This window comes from Halovenus carboxidivorans (genome assembly GCF_009831575.1).
Classification (GTDB): domain Archaea; phylum Halobacteriota; class Halobacteria; order Halobacteriales; family Haloarculaceae; genus Halovenus; species Halovenus carboxidivorans.
Window position 1 is genome coordinate 144,808 of the sequence record NZ_WUUT01000001.1, and the last position, 15,494, is coordinate 160,301.

At 67.4% G+C, this 15,494-nt stretch carries 15 protein-coding genes; 6 read left to right on the forward strand and 9 right to left on the reverse strand.

Features of this window, described 5'->3' with window-relative positions; genetic code table 11:
• Positions 1-62 precede the first annotated feature (62 nt).
• On the reverse strand, positions 63-1,409 hold the full coding sequence (locus GRX03_RS00705) for a DEAD/DEAH box helicase (protein WP_368277885.1): 1,347 nt from the start codon (positions 1,407-1,409) through the stop codon (positions 63-65).
• Between the two features lie 33 nt (positions 1,410-1,442).
• Entirely contained in the window at positions 1,443-2,033 is a 591-nt protein-coding gene (locus GRX03_RS00710; protein WP_159762291.1) for a HalX domain-containing protein, read from the reverse strand.
• 108 nt (positions 2,034-2,141) lie between these two features.
• Between GRX03_RS00710 and GRX03_RS00715 the strand changes: the two genes are divergently transcribed.
• The gene (locus GRX03_RS00715; protein ID WP_159762292.1) at positions 2,142-3,197 is read left to right on the forward strand and encodes an anthranilate phosphoribosyltransferase; all 1,056 of its coding nucleotides are present in this window, start codon (positions 2,142-2,144) and stop codon (positions 3,195-3,197) included.
• A 5-nt stretch (positions 3,198-3,202) separates the two neighbouring features.
• On the forward strand, positions 3,203-4,147 hold the full coding sequence (locus GRX03_RS00720; protein WP_159762293.1) for an alpha/beta fold hydrolase: 945 nt from the start codon (positions 3,203-3,205) through the stop codon (positions 4,145-4,147).
• A gap of 1 nt (position 4,148) precedes the next feature.
• On the opposite strand, the gene GRX03_RS00725 is transcribed toward GRX03_RS00720, so the two are convergent.
• From GRX03_RS00725 to hemC, 4 genes are all read right to left on the reverse strand, one after another.
• On the reverse strand, positions 4,149-5,228 hold the full coding sequence (locus GRX03_RS00725; protein WP_159762294.1) for a hypothetical protein: 1,080 nt from the start codon (positions 5,226-5,228) through the stop codon (positions 4,149-4,151).
• Positions 5,229-5,291: 63 nt separating this feature from the next.
• Positions 5,292-6,023: a uroporphyrinogen-III synthase gene (locus tag GRX03_RS00730; protein ID WP_159762295.1), complete on the reverse strand. Its 732-nt coding sequence runs from the start codon at positions 6,021-6,023 to the stop codon at positions 5,292-5,294.
• Positions 6,016-6,792: a uroporphyrinogen-III C-methyltransferase gene (gene cobA, locus GRX03_RS00735; RefSeq protein WP_159762296.1), complete on the reverse strand. Its 777-nt coding sequence runs from the start codon at positions 6,790-6,792 to the stop codon at positions 6,016-6,018. Before cobA ends, GRX03_RS00730 begins: the two co-directional genes overlap by 8 nt.
• Entirely contained in the window at positions 6,789-7,907 is a 1,119-nt protein-coding gene (gene hemC, locus GRX03_RS00740; protein ID WP_159762297.1) for a hydroxymethylbilane synthase, read from the reverse strand. Before hemC ends, cobA begins: the two co-directional genes overlap by 4 nt.
• Positions 7,908-8,019: 112 nt before the next feature.
• On the opposite strand from hemC, the gene GRX03_RS00745 reads away from it, so the two are divergent.
• Complete coding sequence (locus tag GRX03_RS00745; RefSeq protein ID WP_368277886.1) at positions 8,020-8,742, forward strand: hypothetical protein; 723 nt, start codon at positions 8,020-8,022, stop codon at positions 8,740-8,742.
• Between the two features lie 63 nt (positions 8,743-8,805).
• Positions 8,806-9,354 carry an NUDIX hydrolase gene (locus tag GRX03_RS00750; RefSeq protein ID WP_159762298.1) on the forward strand — a complete coding sequence of 183 codons (549 nt, stop codon included), beginning with the start codon at positions 8,806-8,808 and terminating at the stop codon, positions 9,352-9,354.
• A 23-nt stretch (positions 9,355-9,377) separates the two neighbouring features.
• On the opposite strand, the gene GRX03_RS00755 is transcribed toward GRX03_RS00750, so the two are convergent.
• Positions 9,378-10,928: a GMC family oxidoreductase gene (locus tag GRX03_RS00755; RefSeq protein ID WP_159762299.1), complete on the reverse strand. Its 1,551-nt coding sequence runs from the start codon at positions 10,926-10,928 to the stop codon at positions 9,378-9,380.
• Positions 10,929-11,398: 470 nt separating this feature from the next.
• Between GRX03_RS00755 and cysS the strand changes: the two genes are divergently transcribed.
• Complete coding sequence (gene cysS / locus GRX03_RS00760; protein WP_159762300.1) at positions 11,399-12,889, forward strand: cysteine--tRNA ligase; 1,491 nt, start codon at positions 11,399-11,401, stop codon at positions 12,887-12,889.
• A gap of 51 nt (positions 12,890-12,940) precedes the next feature.
• On the forward strand, positions 12,941-13,630 hold the full coding sequence (locus GRX03_RS00765) for a YqjF family protein (protein ID WP_159762301.1): 690 nt from the start codon (positions 12,941-12,943) through the stop codon (positions 13,628-13,630).
• On the opposite strand, the gene hmgA is transcribed toward GRX03_RS00765, so the two are convergent.
• Together hmgA and GRX03_RS00775 are read right to left on the reverse strand one after the other, a co-directional pair.
• Positions 13,631-14,842, reverse strand: coding sequence for a hydroxymethylglutaryl-CoA reductase (NADPH) (gene hmgA / locus GRX03_RS00770; RefSeq protein ID WP_159762302.1), 1,212 nt, complete (start codon positions 14,840-14,842; stop codon positions 13,631-13,633).
• 57 nt (positions 14,843-14,899) lie between these two features.
• Positions 14,900-15,376, reverse strand: coding sequence for an HTH domain-containing protein (locus GRX03_RS00775; protein WP_159762303.1), 477 nt, complete (start codon positions 15,374-15,376; stop codon positions 14,900-14,902).
• Positions 15,377-15,494: the final 118 nt, after the last annotated feature.

Below are 15,494 nucleotides of genomic sequence, written 5' to 3' on the forward strand. Positions count from 1 at the left end.
TCAGTTAGCGTGGGTAATAAAATCAGTTCCGAACTCCGCGAGCGCTCTTTCCCACGAGCGAACTACCGCCGCCGTCGGGAGACTCGTTCCTCCGCGGTCTCCTCGGTGACGAGTTCGTAGAGAATCGCCGCGCGGTCGCCTTCGGTCGGCCGCAGGATCCGACCGAGTCGCTGGGTGAACTCCCGTTCACTGCCGGACCCCGACAGGAGGACCGCCACGTTCGCGGCGGGCACGTCGACGCCCTCGTCGAGGACGTTCGCGGTGACGATCCGGGAGTACTCGCCGGTCCGGAACCGGTCGAGAATCTGTCTCCGTTCGCTGGCGGCGGTTTCGTGGGTGATCGCCGGCAGCAGGAACCGCTCGGAGAGCCGGTAGACGAGGTCGGTGTGGGCGGTGAAGACGATGACGCGGTCCCCGCGGTGGCGGTCGAGCAGGTCGGCGAGGCGATCCACCTTCCGCTCGGCGTTCATCATCACCTCGCGAGCGCGCTGTTTGGCCAGCAGCGCCTCCCGGGCGCGCGGATCGGTCCCGGAGCGTTTGACCAGTTGCTGGTAGTCGCTGCCGCTGTTCAGTTGGATGTTCGACTGCGCGAGGTAGTCGGTAAAGGTCTCCTGGTTGTCCTCGTATCGCTCCCGCTCCGCCGGGGTCAACGACACCTCGATCCGTTTGATGTCGTACGCCGCCAGATACTCCCCGGCCAGCTCCTCCGGATCCAGCCGGAAGACGACTTCGCCGACGAGATCCGCGACCGCCTCGTGGGCTCCATCGGGACGCTCGAACGTCGCCGTCAGTCCGAGCCGGGCGGGTGCCGCGAGCAGGCGGGCGATGTCGCGGTACCCCTCACCGCCGAGGTGATGCACCTCGTCGAAGACGACCAGCCCGAACCGGTCCCCGAGTTCGTCCGCGCGGAGATACGCCGAGTCGTACGTCGAGACGGTGATCTCCTCGACGCGCTGGCTCCCGCCGCCGAGGCGACCGATCGGCCGGTCGAACTCCGCCCGGAGTTCCTCGATCCACTGATCGAGCAGATCGATCGTCGGGACGACGATCAGCGCGGGCGTCCCGAGTCGCTCGACGGCGGCGATCCCGATGACGGTCTTCCCGCTGCCGGTCGGGAGTTCGAGCACGCCGCGCTCGCCCGCGTCCAGCCACGCCCCGAGCGCCTCCTTCTGGTACTCTCGGAGCTGATACGACGACGACAGCGAGAGCGTCGGCAACTCGAATACGTCGTCTGCGTGGTCGGTCCCCGCCAACCGCTCGCGCAGGCTGTCGTACCGAAACGCCGGCACCCGGTGACACTTCGAGCGGGGATCGTACTCGACGTATTCGTCCAGCGGTGGCTCCGACTCGGGCTCTAGCCCGTCGATCCGGATCGTCCCGTCCTCGAAGGTGAGCCGAAGCCGTGACACAGTTAGAATCGGACCCGAACGGCGGTCATTTACTCACTCCGTCGGCGATCCGGACTCGTACTCTAGGTCCCGGAACGCGGCGGCGAAATCGTCGTCGTCGAACTCCGAGATGGCCTCGTCGAGTTCGTCGCGGACCGCGGACATCTCGGATTTGAGCTGCTGGAACTGTTCGCTTTCCTGTAGCTCTGATTCGGGTTTGTTGGCGATGAGCGTGGCGTGTTTCGCCGTCAGGGCGTAGTACCGCCGGAGCTTCTCCTCGTACTCCGAGCAGGCGAGCAGTCGGTCGATCGTCTCGAAGAGGTCGTCCCGCGAGACCGGCTTGATGACGTAATCGTCGAAGGGCATCTCGATGATGTCGAAATCCGGATCCACCGCCGTCACCATCGCCACGCGGATGTTCAGGTCGCGCTCGCGGATCTTCGCGAGGACTTCGTCGCCGGAGATTCCGGGCATCCGGCGGTCGAGCAGGACGACATCGACGGCATCGTCGATCTTGTCGAGCGCCTCCTGGCCCCCGTAGGCTGTCGAGACGATGTACTCACTCTCCAACTGGGCCGCGTACGCGTCGGCGACATCGGGCTCGTCGTCCACGACGAGTACCGTCGCGGGCTCGGTCCCACTCATTCTGTCTTACCTAGCGGCGACTGGAGGCAAAAGGTTTCCGGGTGTTTCGGGCCGCTGGCCGCGTGTCAGGAGCGAATATGTTTAGGAATCCCTCGCCGTAATGCACGTATGAGCGAGTCTCCGAGCGAGCAGTGGTCGTTGCGCCGACTCATGACCGACGTAGTTGGCTCTGGCTACAAATCCGCAGACGACATGACCCGCGAACAGGCCCGCGAAGCGATGACGCGAGTCTTCGCGCGCGAGCCGGACGAGACGACACTCGGGGCCTTCTGGCTGGCGAATCGCTGGAAACGCAACACGCCGACGGAGCTGGCCGCCTTCAGCGACGTGATGCGCGAGGAGAGCGTCCAGACGGCGGCCCCGGCGTGTGATCCCGTCGACTGCGGGGCGAACTACGACGGCAAACACACGACGGCACTGCTCGGGGTCGCGGCCGGTCTCGTCGCGGCCGCCGCCGGGACGCCGGTCGTCACCCACAGCGGCGACCGCGTCCCCACACAGGAGGCCGACGCCTACAAACACGTGCTCGACGAACTCGGCGTTCGGACCGATCTCTCCCCCGAGGAGAGCGCCGAGATGACCGACGAGGTCGGATTCGGCTTCTACTACCAGCCCCGGTTCAACCCCGCGGTCGACGACCTCTACGACCGCCGCGCGCAGATGGGCGTCCGGACGTATCTCAACACCATCGAGACGCTCGCCAACCCGGCCGAGGCCGACGTTCACCTCGGAAGCTTCTATCACCTCTCCCTCGCCAAGCGGATCGTGGACACCTTCTCCGAGATGGAGTCTCAGGAGCTCTCCCGGGTCATCATGTTCCAGGGGCTGGAGGGCTACGACGACATCCGTCCCGGCTCGACGGTCGTCGCCGAGTACGACGGCGAGTTCGACGACTTCGAGATCGAGACGGCGGAATACGGAATGGACTTCGAGCGCGAACAGCTCGAAGTCGAAGACGTGGCGGCCGACTCCGCGGCGATCACCCGCGAGGTCCTGACCGGCGAGCGCGAGGACGCCTTCGCCGACGCCGTCGCGCTGAACGCGGCGGTCCGGATCTACGCCGGCGGCGACGCAGAGAGTCTCGACGGCGGCCTCGAACGGGCCCGGGCGGTCATCGCCGACGGGTCGGCGGCCGACCGTCTCGATGCGCTCCGGGCGTTCTGAGGCCGATGACCGCAGACCCGCCCGCCCACCCCGACGACCCCGACGAGTGGCGACACGAACGGGTTCGGGTCAACGGGGTCGACCTGCACTGTGTCGTCGTCGATCCGGACCGAGCGGCGGTCGACAACCCGACCGGTGCCCCTCCTCTCGTCGTCCTGCTACACGGCTTTCCCGAGCACTGGTACGCTTGGCACCGCCAACTCGACGCGGTGGCGGCCGCCGGCTACCGGGTCGTCGCGCCCGATCTGCGCGGCTACAACCGCTCCGACCAGCCCGCGGGGGTCGCCCCGTACCGGCCGGCCGAACTCGTCGCCGACGTTCGGGGCCTGATCGCCCACTACGGCGGGCCGACGGCGACCGTGGTCGGCCACGACTGGGGCGGGCTGGTCGGCTGGGAACTCGCCATCCGCGACCCCGAGGTCGTCCGGCGACTCGCCGTCCTGAACGCTCCCCACCCCGACAGCTACCGGCGACGCCTGCGACGCTCCCCCGAACAGCTCCTGCGGTCGTGGTACGTCTTCGCCGCGCAACTGCCCTGGGTCCCCGAACGACTGCTGTGGGCCGGGCGTGACCGGCTGGTCGACGCCATCGCCGCCGACGCCGTCGATCCGGCGGCGGTCACCGAGGCGACCCGGACGCGGTACCGCGAGGCAATCGAGCGCGCGGGCTCGCTGGCCGGCCCGATCAACTACTACCGGGCGATGGGCCGGGAGACGCTCGAACTGGCGGGGAAATCGCTGTTGCCGGGCCGCTCGCCGCGGGACGGGACCGTCACCGTGCCGACGCTGGTCTGTTGGGGCGTCGACGACCCGATGCTGGGGCCGGCGCTGCTTGCCGACCTCGACGAGTGGGTCCCCGAGTGCCGCATCCGGCGGTTTTCGGAGACGAGTCACTGGCCACAGCTCGAACGCCCGCAACGGGTGACAGAAGAGCTACTCGACGTTCTCTGACTCAGGCGTCGGAGCCGCTGCTGCCTTCCAGCACGTCGCGGCTGTAGGTGGCCTCCGCGACGAGACGATTGTCGCCCTGGAAGTCGACCGAGACGTCCGTTCGGTCGCTCTGGAACTCCGATTCGATCTGTCCCTGATCGGTCTCGGCGATGCCGTCGGAACTGGCCGCGATGACGGAGGTCACTTGCTCCCCGTCGAAACTGATCGATCCGACGAATCCGCCGCTGTTCTGGACGAAGCTCAGTTCCGTCTCGCTCGACCCGCCGGAGCCGTCGTTTTGCCCGCCGGAGCCGTCGTTTTGCCCGCCGGAGCCGCCGCTTTGCCCGCCGAAGCCGCTGAAGCCGTCGGGGCCGTACCCGCCAAGTGCGACGAGACCGTCTCCGCCGTTGTCGAGGAGCCACCGGAACTCGTCGAACTCGTCGACGGCCCGCCCGTCGCCGCCGACGGCGCTGATGACGGCGTCGACCAGTTCCCGGCTTTCCGCCACGAGCAGTTCCGTCCCGCTGACGGCCGCGACACCGCTGCTCGTGGTCATCCCTGAATCGGAGTTCGCCGGCTCGTAGAAGGTGTAGCCGTTTGATTCGTCGGTCTGCTCGTACTGCGTGGCGAAACTCCCCTCGGACTCCGAGGTCAACTGGCTGTCGATTTCGTCGGTGTCCATGTCCCCGACGACGACCAGCGCCCCGTTCGATAGCAGGATCTGGTTGCCCTGCGAACTGAGCTCAGACCCGCTTTCGGTCTGGATCAGTCCGCTCAGCCCGAGCGCCCCGAGCTGAAAGCCCGCCGCGAAGCCGATCAGGAGCAGCCCGCCCACCGGTGCGAGCATCGGTTCGTCGAGGCCGAGATCACCTTGACTGCCGCCTCCGCCGCTGTCTCCCGTATTGAACTCCTGTAGCGCCTGGAAGTCGGCGTAGGCGAACGACACCTGGTTATTCCGGACCGCCAGGTACTGCTCGTACCCCGTCGAGCCCGAGCCTCCGGAGTCGCCGTCGTCGCTCCCGCTGCTACACCCAGCTATCGCTGCCACCGTCGCCGCCCCGCCCAACTGGAGCATCGTTCGTCGGTCGATAGTTCGATCCATGTCTATTCGTTTAAATTGGTAATCCTATAAAAGTGTGCCGCATAGTTGCATCTCCGGCGAACGTCATCGCGCTCCAGCGAGCCGATCGGCCGCTTCACGCGCTAACGCCTCGAAATCCGCTTCGCTGGCGACGAAATCGACCTCGATGCCGACATCTGCGGCCGTCTCCGCGGTCGGCGGGCCGATCACGCCGACCAGCGCGTCGTCGAGTCCGGCGAGTGCGGCCGCCTCGCGGTCCCGTTCGGCCGCCGCCGCCCGGAAGTTCTCGACGGTGAGCGAGGAGGTGAACAGGGCGGCGTCGAGTTCGCCCTCGGCCGCCGCGACGGCGGACTCGCCGGCGTCCGGTGGCCGCCGCAGTTCGTACAGCACCGTCTCGTGGACGTACGCGCCCGCGGCTTCGAGGCCGTCGAGCAACACCGCCGAGCCGTGATCGCTGCGGGCTACCTCGACGCGTTTCCCGTCGACGCGGTCGGCCAGCGCCTGCACCAACCCCTCCGAGGTGAACTCCTCGGGCACGATGTCGACCGTGTAGCCGGCCGCTCGGAGCGCGGCCGCGGTCGATTCCCCGATGGCACACACCTGCCCGCCCGCCGTCCACTCCTCGCCGAGCAGTTCGACTCCGGTCTTGCTCGTCAGAATCGTGTACTCGCCGTCCGTGCGCGGCTGTGCCCCCGTCGGCTCGATTGCCAGCATCGGGTCGGCCAGCGGATCGACACCCAACTCGGTGAGCAGTTCGAGTGCGCTGTCGAGGCGCTCGTCGGCCGGCCGGAACACCGCGACTGTCGGTTCACTCATAGTTGGTTGCGAGAAACTCCAGTGCCGTCTCACGGGTTCCGGCCACGTCGCCGATGATCGTCACGGCCGGCGGCTCGATGTCGGCCTCGTCGGCGGCCTCGACGATCGTTTCGAGTGTCCCGGTGACGACCTGCTGGGCGGGCCAGGTCGCCCGCTCGACCATTGCCACCGGCGTCGTCGGCGCCAGTCCGGCGTCGATCAGCCGGTCGGTGTACTCCGGCAGTCGGGTCACGCCCATCAGGACGACGATCGTCCCGCCGGTCGCGGCCAGCGCCTCCCAGTCGACGGCCGACTCCTCCTTGTTCGGGTCTTCGTGGCCCGTCACGACCGAGAACGTCGAGGCGTGGTTGCGGTCTGTGACGGGGATGCCGGCGACCTCCGGGCCGGCGATGGCGGAAGTGATCGCCGGGACGACCTCGAAGGGAACGCCGTGGTCGGCGAGATAGCGCATCTCCTCGCCGCCGCGACCGAAGACGGTCGGATCGCCGCCCTTGAGTCGGACGACCGTTTTCCCCTCGCGGGCGAGTTCGACCATCCGCTCGTTGACGTACGATTGCGGCGTCGTGTCTCCGTGGCCCCGGGTTCCGACGTCTTCGAGGCGGTCGGGGTCGATCCGGTCGAGGATGTCCGGTCCCGAGAGCTTGTCGTGGAGGATGATATCACCCTCTTCGAGCAGTCGCTTGGCCTTGACCGTCAGTAGCTCCGGATCACCGGGCCCGGCCCCGACCAGGTAGACGATTCCGTCGGCTGTCTCGGCGCGTTCGGTCATGATCGTTTGGGCTCGTCGGGCTCGTCTCGACGCGCCTGTTCGATGAGTTCCGTCGCACCCTGGTCGGCGAGGTCGCGGGCGAACTCCCGGGCGGCCTCGGCGTGTCGCTGGATCGGGATATCGCGGCTCGCCCGCACCTCGTCGCCGCCGTCCTGTGCGAGCACCCGGACCGTGGTGTTGACGTACTCGCCCTGGAGGCGGGCGCGGATGCCGACCGGCGCGACACAGCCCCCGCCGAGTTCGGCAAGAATCGACCGCTCGACGGTCGTCTCGACTCGCGTGTGCGGGTGATCGAGAATCTCGTGCAGTTGGTCAGCGAGGTCCCCGTCCAGCGCCGTCACGGCGATGGCTCCCTGCGCGGGGGCGGGCACAATCGTCGTCGGATCGAGACGTTCGTACTCGACGAGTTCGAGGAGGTCGCTCCGCGCGAGTCCGGCCTCGGCCAGACAGATGGCGTCGTACTCCGTCTCGACCTCCCGTCCGAGCGCCTGCCGTTCGAGTTCGCTCAGATCGTCGAACCACTCCTCCGAGCCACGCTCGTACTCCGTGTCGTCGTCGGGCTGTTCCGCCTCCTCGTCCTCGCCGGGCTTTTCGGCCTCGATACGAGCCTCGTGCTCCCGCTGTAGCGACGGCGCGAGCAGTTTCTGGACCCGCGTGTCGACGTTGCCCCGGAGCGGCTGTACGTCGAGGTCCGGCCGCTCGGCGAGCAGTTGTGCCCTCCGGCGGAGACTCGACGTGCCGACCGTCGCGCCCTCGGGCAGGTCCGCGAGCGCCCGGCCGTCGGGGGTGACGAGCACGTCCCCGGCGGGGCCGCGTTCGGGCGTGCCCGCGACGATCAGTTCGTCGGGCTGTTCGGTCGGCATGTCCTTCATCGAGTGGACGGCCGCGTCGAGGTCGCCCGAGAGCACCTTCTCGTCGAGACTCCGGACGAAGGCTCCGGTCGTTCCCAGTCGGTGGATGAGTTCGTCCTGAATCTGGTCGCCGGTGGTCTCGACCTCGACCAGTTCGACCGACAGGCGACGCTGTGTGAGTTGTTCCTCGATCATCGCCGCCTGTCGGCGGGCCAGTGCCGACCCGCGCGTGGCGATCCGTACGGTGTCCCCGCGAGTACTCATTACCGTTTCTCTGCGGTCCGTGGTGAAAAACGCATCCTCTCGCGAGTCCCGCTGATCCGGGACTCCCGACACAGGTCGTACGGATTATTGGCCTGCGACCAGTGGGACGACTGTGACCGACTGGCCGCCGACCGATCCGACCGACGCGAGCGCCGTTGCCGACCGACGGGACGACCTGGTCGCCGCCGTGACCGACCACGCCGGACAGATCGCCTACCAACTCGCCCGCCTGGAGGGCGGCGATTACGGCCAGCGGACCTTCGAGACCGAGCGCGGCGACTGGACGCTCGACTACGAGGCCGGGGACATCTCCTATCTCCGGTTCGACCCCGGCCGCGGCGAGGAGGTGTACGTCGTCTCGACGAAACAGCCACCCGAACCGGGACCGCTCGCCGACGCGCTCCGGGATTACGACGCCTTCGTCTCCGCGTTCAACGAGTACGTCGACTCGCTCGACGGCGTCCTCGACGACGTTTCGACCGACTTCCCGCCCGTCCACTCCACGGACGAGGCCGTCGCGGAGCGCGACCGCGTGCTGGACCGTATCCGCGATGTCTGTGACCGCATCGCCCGCGAACTCGAACGGTACGAGGGCGGCGAGTACGGCACCTTCACGACGCGGGTCGGCGGCACGCGCTGGGAACTCAACTGGGACCGCGACGGCGTCTCGTATCTCCGCGTCGGCGGCGAGGACGGCATCTATCTGCTCTCGCAGTACCAGCCACCCTCGGCCGACGACATCCGGGAGTGTGCGCCCGACTTCCCGGCGTTCGTCCGGGCGTACAACGACGAGGTCGCCCGTCTGGAGGCCGACCTCGAACAGATACAGCTGTGAACTCCGGCGCGGACGACTGCCGGCGTTCGTGGGGGATTTGTAGCTGCTGGCCCCAGTGAGCGTATGACAGATCTCGGCTGGGAAACCGTCTCTGAACAGATCGCATACAGTTGCGAGGGCTTCGACATCGTCAACGAGCGGGTCCGGCTTCCAGACGGGACCGAAGCGGAGTTCGATTACCTGACAGAGGGCGCGAGCGCGGTCGTTCTCCCCTTCACGACCGACGGCGAGGTGGTCGTCATCGACGAGTGGCGCCACGCCGTCAAACGGCGGAACCGCGGCCTCCCGGCCGGGAGCCTCGAAGCCGGCGAGGACCGCGAGCAGGGCGCGCGCCGGGAACTCCGCGAGGAGACCGGCTACGAGGCCGGAAAGATGTCGTATCTCGGCGGTTTCGAGCCCGCGAACGGCTTCTCCGACGCCTATTTCCACTACTTCGTCGCCCGCGACTGCGAGCCAGCGGGCGAGCAGTCGCTGGATGTCGACGAGACGATCGAGGTCACCACGACGGCGTTCGGAGACCTGCTCGATGCGGTCCGGAGCGGCGACCTGGAAGACGGCCGCACCGCGACCGCGATTCTCTACTACGCGCTGTTCGAGCGCGACGAGAGCTGAGAACACCGAGCCGCCGACCCGGATCAGTCGTCGGCCGTCACCGCTCGTTCTTCGGTGATCAGTTCGGCGGCCTTCTCCGCGATTGCAATCGTCGGCGCGTTGGTGTTGCCGCTGGAGATGGTGGGCATCACCGAGGCGTCGACGACGCGCAGATCGGAGACGCCGTGGACCCGGAGTTCGTCGTCGACGACCGCCATCTCGCCGTCACCCATCTTGCAGGTGCCGACCGGATGATAGACGGTGTGAGCCGTCTCGCGGACGTGTTCTTCGATCTCCTCGTCGGTCTGGACGTCCTCGCCCGGCCAGACCTCCTCGCCGCGCCACTCCTCGAGCGCGTCCTGCTGGGCAATCTCGCGGGCCTGTTTGACCCCTTCGACGATCACGTCGAGATCCGTCTGTTCGGAGAAGTACTGCGGATCGATGATCGGATCGTCGTGCGGATCGTCGGACGCGAGTTCGACGTAGCCGCGGCTCTCCGGTCGGAGTTGGGTCGCGCCGATGGAGAAGCCCTGGCCCTCCTCGGGGTTGGCGAAGCCGTGTTCCATGTAGTACACCGGGGCGAAGTGAAACTGCAGGTCCGGCGCCGGTGCGCTCTCGTCGGCGTAGGTGAACCCCCCGGCCTCCCCGATGTTCGTCGTCGGTGCCGGCTCACCGCCTTTCGTCCGTTCGTAGACGACGAACCCGAAGAGGTGATCCTGCAGGTTCTGACCCACGCCGGGTCGATCCGCCACCACGTCGACCCCGTGATCCCGGAGGTGCTCGGCCGGGCCGATTCCCGACAGCATCAACAGCTGTGGGGAGTTGACCGCGCCCGCGGAGACGATCACCTCGGCGTCGGCGTCGGCCTCGTGACGGTCGCCGTCCTGTTCGTAGCTGACGCCGACGGCCTGGTCGCCGTCGAAGCGGATCTCGGTGACCTGTGCGCCGGTCTCGACGGTGAGATTGTCCCGGTCGAGAATCGGCGTGATGTACGCCTTGGCGGCGCTGCAGCGCTGCCCGTCCTCCTGGGTGACGTGATAGAGCCCGGTCCCCTCCTGCTCGGCCCCGTTGAAGTCGTCGTTGCGCGGAATTCCGTACTCGGCGGCGGCGTCGACCATCGCCTCCGAGACGGGGTGTGGGTCGGCCGCGCTGGCGACGTTCAGCGGTCCCCCCTGGCCGTGGTACTCCGACTCGCCGGGCTCGAAGTGCTCGGCCTTCTTGAAGTACGGCAGCATCTCGTCGTAGCCCCACCCCTCGTTGCCGCGTTCGGCCCACGTGTCGTAGTCGTGGGGCACGCCCCGGATGTAGATCATCGCGTTGATCGAACTCGACCCCCCGAGGGTCTTGCCGCGGGGCCAGTACAGTTCCCGACCGTTCATCTCCGGCTGCGGCGTCGTGCTGTAATCCCAGTCGACCTCGCTTTTCATCAGGTGCGGGAACATCGCCGGGACGTGAATCTCCTCTTTCTCGTCCGGCTGTCCCGCTTCGAGCAGGAGCACGTCCGCGCCCGCTTCTGTCAGGCGGTGCGCCATCGCACAGCCTGCCGATCCCGCCCCGACGACCACGTAGTCGTGTGCTACCTTGCCACTTGACATGACGAGTCGTACATCGGAAAGATCCATCATAAATGTTTGTGAACGTACTACGAGTTTGCCGCCGCCTACGCACACGTTGGATACCGGGGCGGTTAGCGGTGGGCACTCTGTGTATGTGCACTACAGTACCACATGCTGACGTTCCCAACGACGGACAGCGTCCGTCTCTACTACGAGGAGTGAGACGGCGAGCCGATCGTACTCGTCTACGGCTGGACCGACGACTACCGTGGGATGCCCTCGGATCTCTCGGTACGGGCCCTCGTCACACGCGGCGGGCGGAGCGTTCTCTACACGCCGGAGACCGCCGAGTCCATCGCGGCGCAGATCCCGGGCTTGCCGTTGGTCGGCTTCTCAGATGTCGACCACGGTGTGTCGCTGTGTGTGGCCGACGAGCTGCTGGCGGACTGCGTGCGTTTCTGTAACGACAGACCACAGCGTTGAAACGATATCCCGCGGTAGTACCGCTAATGACGCTTCGAGTGACGAACTCTCTGTCCGGTGAGCGCGAGCCCTTCGAGCCACAGGATCCCGACTCCGTGCTGCTGTACTATTGCGGGCTGACGACCTCCGATCCGGCACATCTCGGTCACGCTCGCGGCTGGGTGCACGTCGACGTGATGCACCGCTGGCTCGATTGGCTCGGCTACGACGTTCGTCACGTGGAGAACTTTACGGACGTAAACGAGAAGATCGTCGCCCGGGTCGGCGAGGACGGGACGAGCGAGGCCGACGTTGCCGAGTCCTACGTCCGCTCGATCATCGAGGACATGCGCGGACTGAACCTCAAGCGCGCGGAGGTCTACCCCCGCGTCTCCGAACACGTCCCGGAGATCATCGACCTCGTCGAGCGGCTGATCGACCGCGGCTACGCCTACGAGGCTAACGGTTCGGTCTACTTCGACGTGACCAGTTTCGAGGAGTACGGCAAACTCTCGAACCAGGACCTCGACGAGATGGAGGCCCAGGGGACCCCCGAGGAACAGTCCGAGAAGCGCAACCCGGCCGACTTCGCCCTCTGGAAGGCCGGCGGCGTCGATCCCGACGCCATCGAAGACCACCAGCACGAGGGGGCCGCCCCCCCGGAGGAGGCCTGCGAGACCGCCCAGACCTGGGAGTCGCCGTGGGGCGAGGGCCGTCCCGGCTGGCACATCGAGTGCTCTGCGATGAGCATGACCCACCTCGACGAGACGATCGACATCCACGTCGGCGGGCAGGATCTCGTCTTCCCCCACCACGAGAACGAGGTCGCACAGAGCGAGGCCGCCACGGGCGAGACCTTCGCGAAGTACTGGCTGCACGTCCGCCTGCTCGACGCTCCCGACGACGAGAAGATGTCCTCCTCGCTGGGGAACTTCGAGACCGTCGCCGAGGCGCTCGACAGCTACGGGCCGAACGTGGTCCGGACGTTCCTGCTCTCGACGGCCTATCACAGCCCCGCGACCTACAGTTCGGAGACGATCAGCGAGGCCGAGGCCCGCTACGAGCGGCTGGAGCGCGGCTACGAGCGCGCGACCGGGGCCCTCGACAGCACCGACGCCCGGACGAAAGTCGAGGACGAACAGCTCCGGGCGGCCGTCGAGACGGCCCGCGAGGAGTTCGAGGCCGCGATGAACGACGACTTCAACACCCGCGGCGCGCTGGCCAGCCTCCGCGAGTTGACCGGCGCAGTGAACGCCCACCTCGACGAGCACGAGGCGTACGATTACGTCGGTCTGCGCGAAGCGGTCGAAACCTACGAGGAGTTCGGCGGCGACGTGCTCGGGTTGACCTTCGGGACCGGCGTCGAGGAGGGAACCGTCGATCTGGCCGGCGAACTGGTCGAACTCGTGCTCTCGGTGCGCGAACAGGAGCGGGAGGCCGGCAACTACGAGCGGGCCGACCAGTTACGCGACGACCTCGAAGCCCTCGGCGTCGAAGTGCAGGACACCCACGACGGCCCCGAGTTCCGCCTCGAATAACGCCGTCGTACCACGTCACGGGGTTTATTGCTGCGAGCGCCAAACTCCGGTATGGTCGTCGAGATCGAAATGGGCTGGCGGCAGTTGCTTTTCGAGAACTATCCGGTCGATCCCGCAATCGTCGAACCCCACGTTCCCGACGGACTCGACGTGGACACGTTCGACGGCTCGGCGTATCTCTCTGTCGTGCCCTACACCAACATCGACGTGCGGCCGAAAGGCCTGCCGGCGTGGGCCGGCTCACCGCTCCCGGAACTGAACCTCCGGACGTACGTCAGCCACGACGGCGTCCCGGGCGTGTACTTCCTCAGCCTGGACGCACAGGGGGTGCCGGGCGTGCTCGGCGCGCGGCTGCTCCAGTCGCTGCCGTACTACTACGCGCGGATCTCGATGGACTCGACGGGCGATCGGATCCACTACCGCAGCACCCGTCGCCACCCCGGGGCCCGCCACGCCGCCTACGAGGCCACCTACGGCGCGGACGGCGACCCCTACGAGGCCCCCGAGGACCCGCTCACCGAATTCCTCCTCGAACGCTACCGGCTGTACACCGAATCGCCGAGCGGTCGGCTCCGGACGACCGCGGTCGAACACGAACCGTGGACGGTCTATCCGGCCGAAGCCGATGTCACGACGAACACGCTGTTTGCGGCCAACGGTTTCGACAAGCCCGACAGCGAACCGGTCCGGTACTACGCGCCGGGCGTCGACGTGCTCGCGAGACGGAGCCAGTCGGTGTGATCACCGGCCGAGTTCCTCGTGTGCGCTGGAGAGGTGTCGCGAACAGAACGCGGCGACCAGCGAGAGTTCGCCGGCGAGCGCGCCCGTCGCGATCACTTCCGCGAGGCCGTCCGCGTTGGCTCCTGCCGGATCGCCGCCGCCACCGAGTCCGAGCACGTCGAGCGCCTCGCTCTGAGTGTCGAGGCTCGTCCCGCCGCCGACGGTCCCGACCTCTAGGGAGGCGAAGGAGATGCTCGCGTACAGCCCGTCCTCCCGGGCCTCCATCGTCGTGATGGCGTTTGCGCCCTCGACCACCTGCGCGGCGTCCTGTCCCGTCGCCAGGAAGGCCGCGGCGACGGTGTTCGCGGCGTGGGCGTTGAAGCCGAGGCTGGCGGCTTTGGCGCTGCCGATCAGGTTCTTCCGGGTGTTGCCCTCGGCCATCGCCTCGGGCGTGGTGTTGAGTCGCTCCTCGACGAGGCCGCGGTCGATGACGGCGTCGGCGGTCACCGACCGCCCTCTCCCCTCGATGGCGTTGATCGCCGCCGGTTTCTTGTCCGAGCAGAGGTTTCCGGAGAGGGCCACGAGTCGGGCGGGCGTCTCCGCCTCGATCACCTCACTCGCCTCCCGCGTCGCGATCGTGGCCATGTTCATCCCCATCGCGTCTTTCGTGTCGTAGATAAACCGCAGGAAGACGTTGTCACCGACGACGTACGGATCGATCTCCAGCAGTTCGCCGTGGCTGGTCGTCGACTCGGCGGCCTCTCGCAGTCGGTCGGTGTTGTCGTCGACCCACTCGATGACAGCCTCGGCCTCGGCGACGCCCGCGACCTGAAAGACGGGGGCGCGGGTCATCCCCGAATCGGTCACGCGAGCGGTCGCACCGCCGGAGTCCTGAATCGCGGAGAGGCCGCGGTTGACGCTGGCCAGAAGCGCCCCCTCCGTCGTCGCGAGCGGCAGGAAAAACTCCCCATCGGCGCCGGAACCGTCGATTTCGACCGGGCCGGCGACGCCCATCGGAATCTGTGCGCCGCCGATCATGTTCTCGATGTTCGAGTCGGCCTCGCCGGCGTCGAAGGCGTACTCCCCGACGGTCGCTAAGTCCGCCCCGGTCTCGCGTTCGACGTACAGCCGCCTGGCCGCCGCGGCCGTCTCGGCGTCGGTGTGGTCGTCGAGTTCGTACAGTCGAAGCTCCCCGCTGGCGAGTCGGTCAGCGAGGGTCTCGGCGTCGGTCATGCCTGTACGGTTACCGCCGCCGAATGTAAGCACACCGGACGCCACTGCCCGGGAGAGTCAGTCCAGCGCCGGCACGGCCGCCCCCGGCGTCTCGGCCTGTTCGGACGCGAGGGTGTCGAGTCGGTCCAGCACCGACTCCGCTCCCGTTTCGCCCTCGTTCGGCGTCAGATAGACCAACTCCTCGCCCTCGTACTCGGCCAGCGCCATCGTCGGGAGCGTGGTCACCTCACGGGTCGTCTGCGTCACCGCGGAGTCGATCCGCTCCCGTCGGAAAAACCGGCCGATGTCGCGCTCGTTGCGGTCCGCCCACGCCTCGAACTCCGCGAGCCGATCCCGTAGCCGTCGACCGGCCCCCGTCCGAGCAATCGGCTCGTCGTGAGCGATCCGGTCCCCCCAGACCCGTATCTCGTAGTCGTCGACGACGCCCTGATCGGACAGCGATTCGAGCCGATCGAGGGCCGTCCGCTGGTTGCCTCCCGTTCCCTCCGGTGCGAGCGAGCGCACGAACAGCGTGAGCGTTCGGTTGGCTGACATCGAAATCAGTTCGCATATGGGCTTTCTGGATGAAATTTGTTACCTTCCGCTCGGACCGTGCGCCGACGCCGGGGCCGCTGTGTTGAACACTGACTTATACGCGGCCCGCCAACAGCGG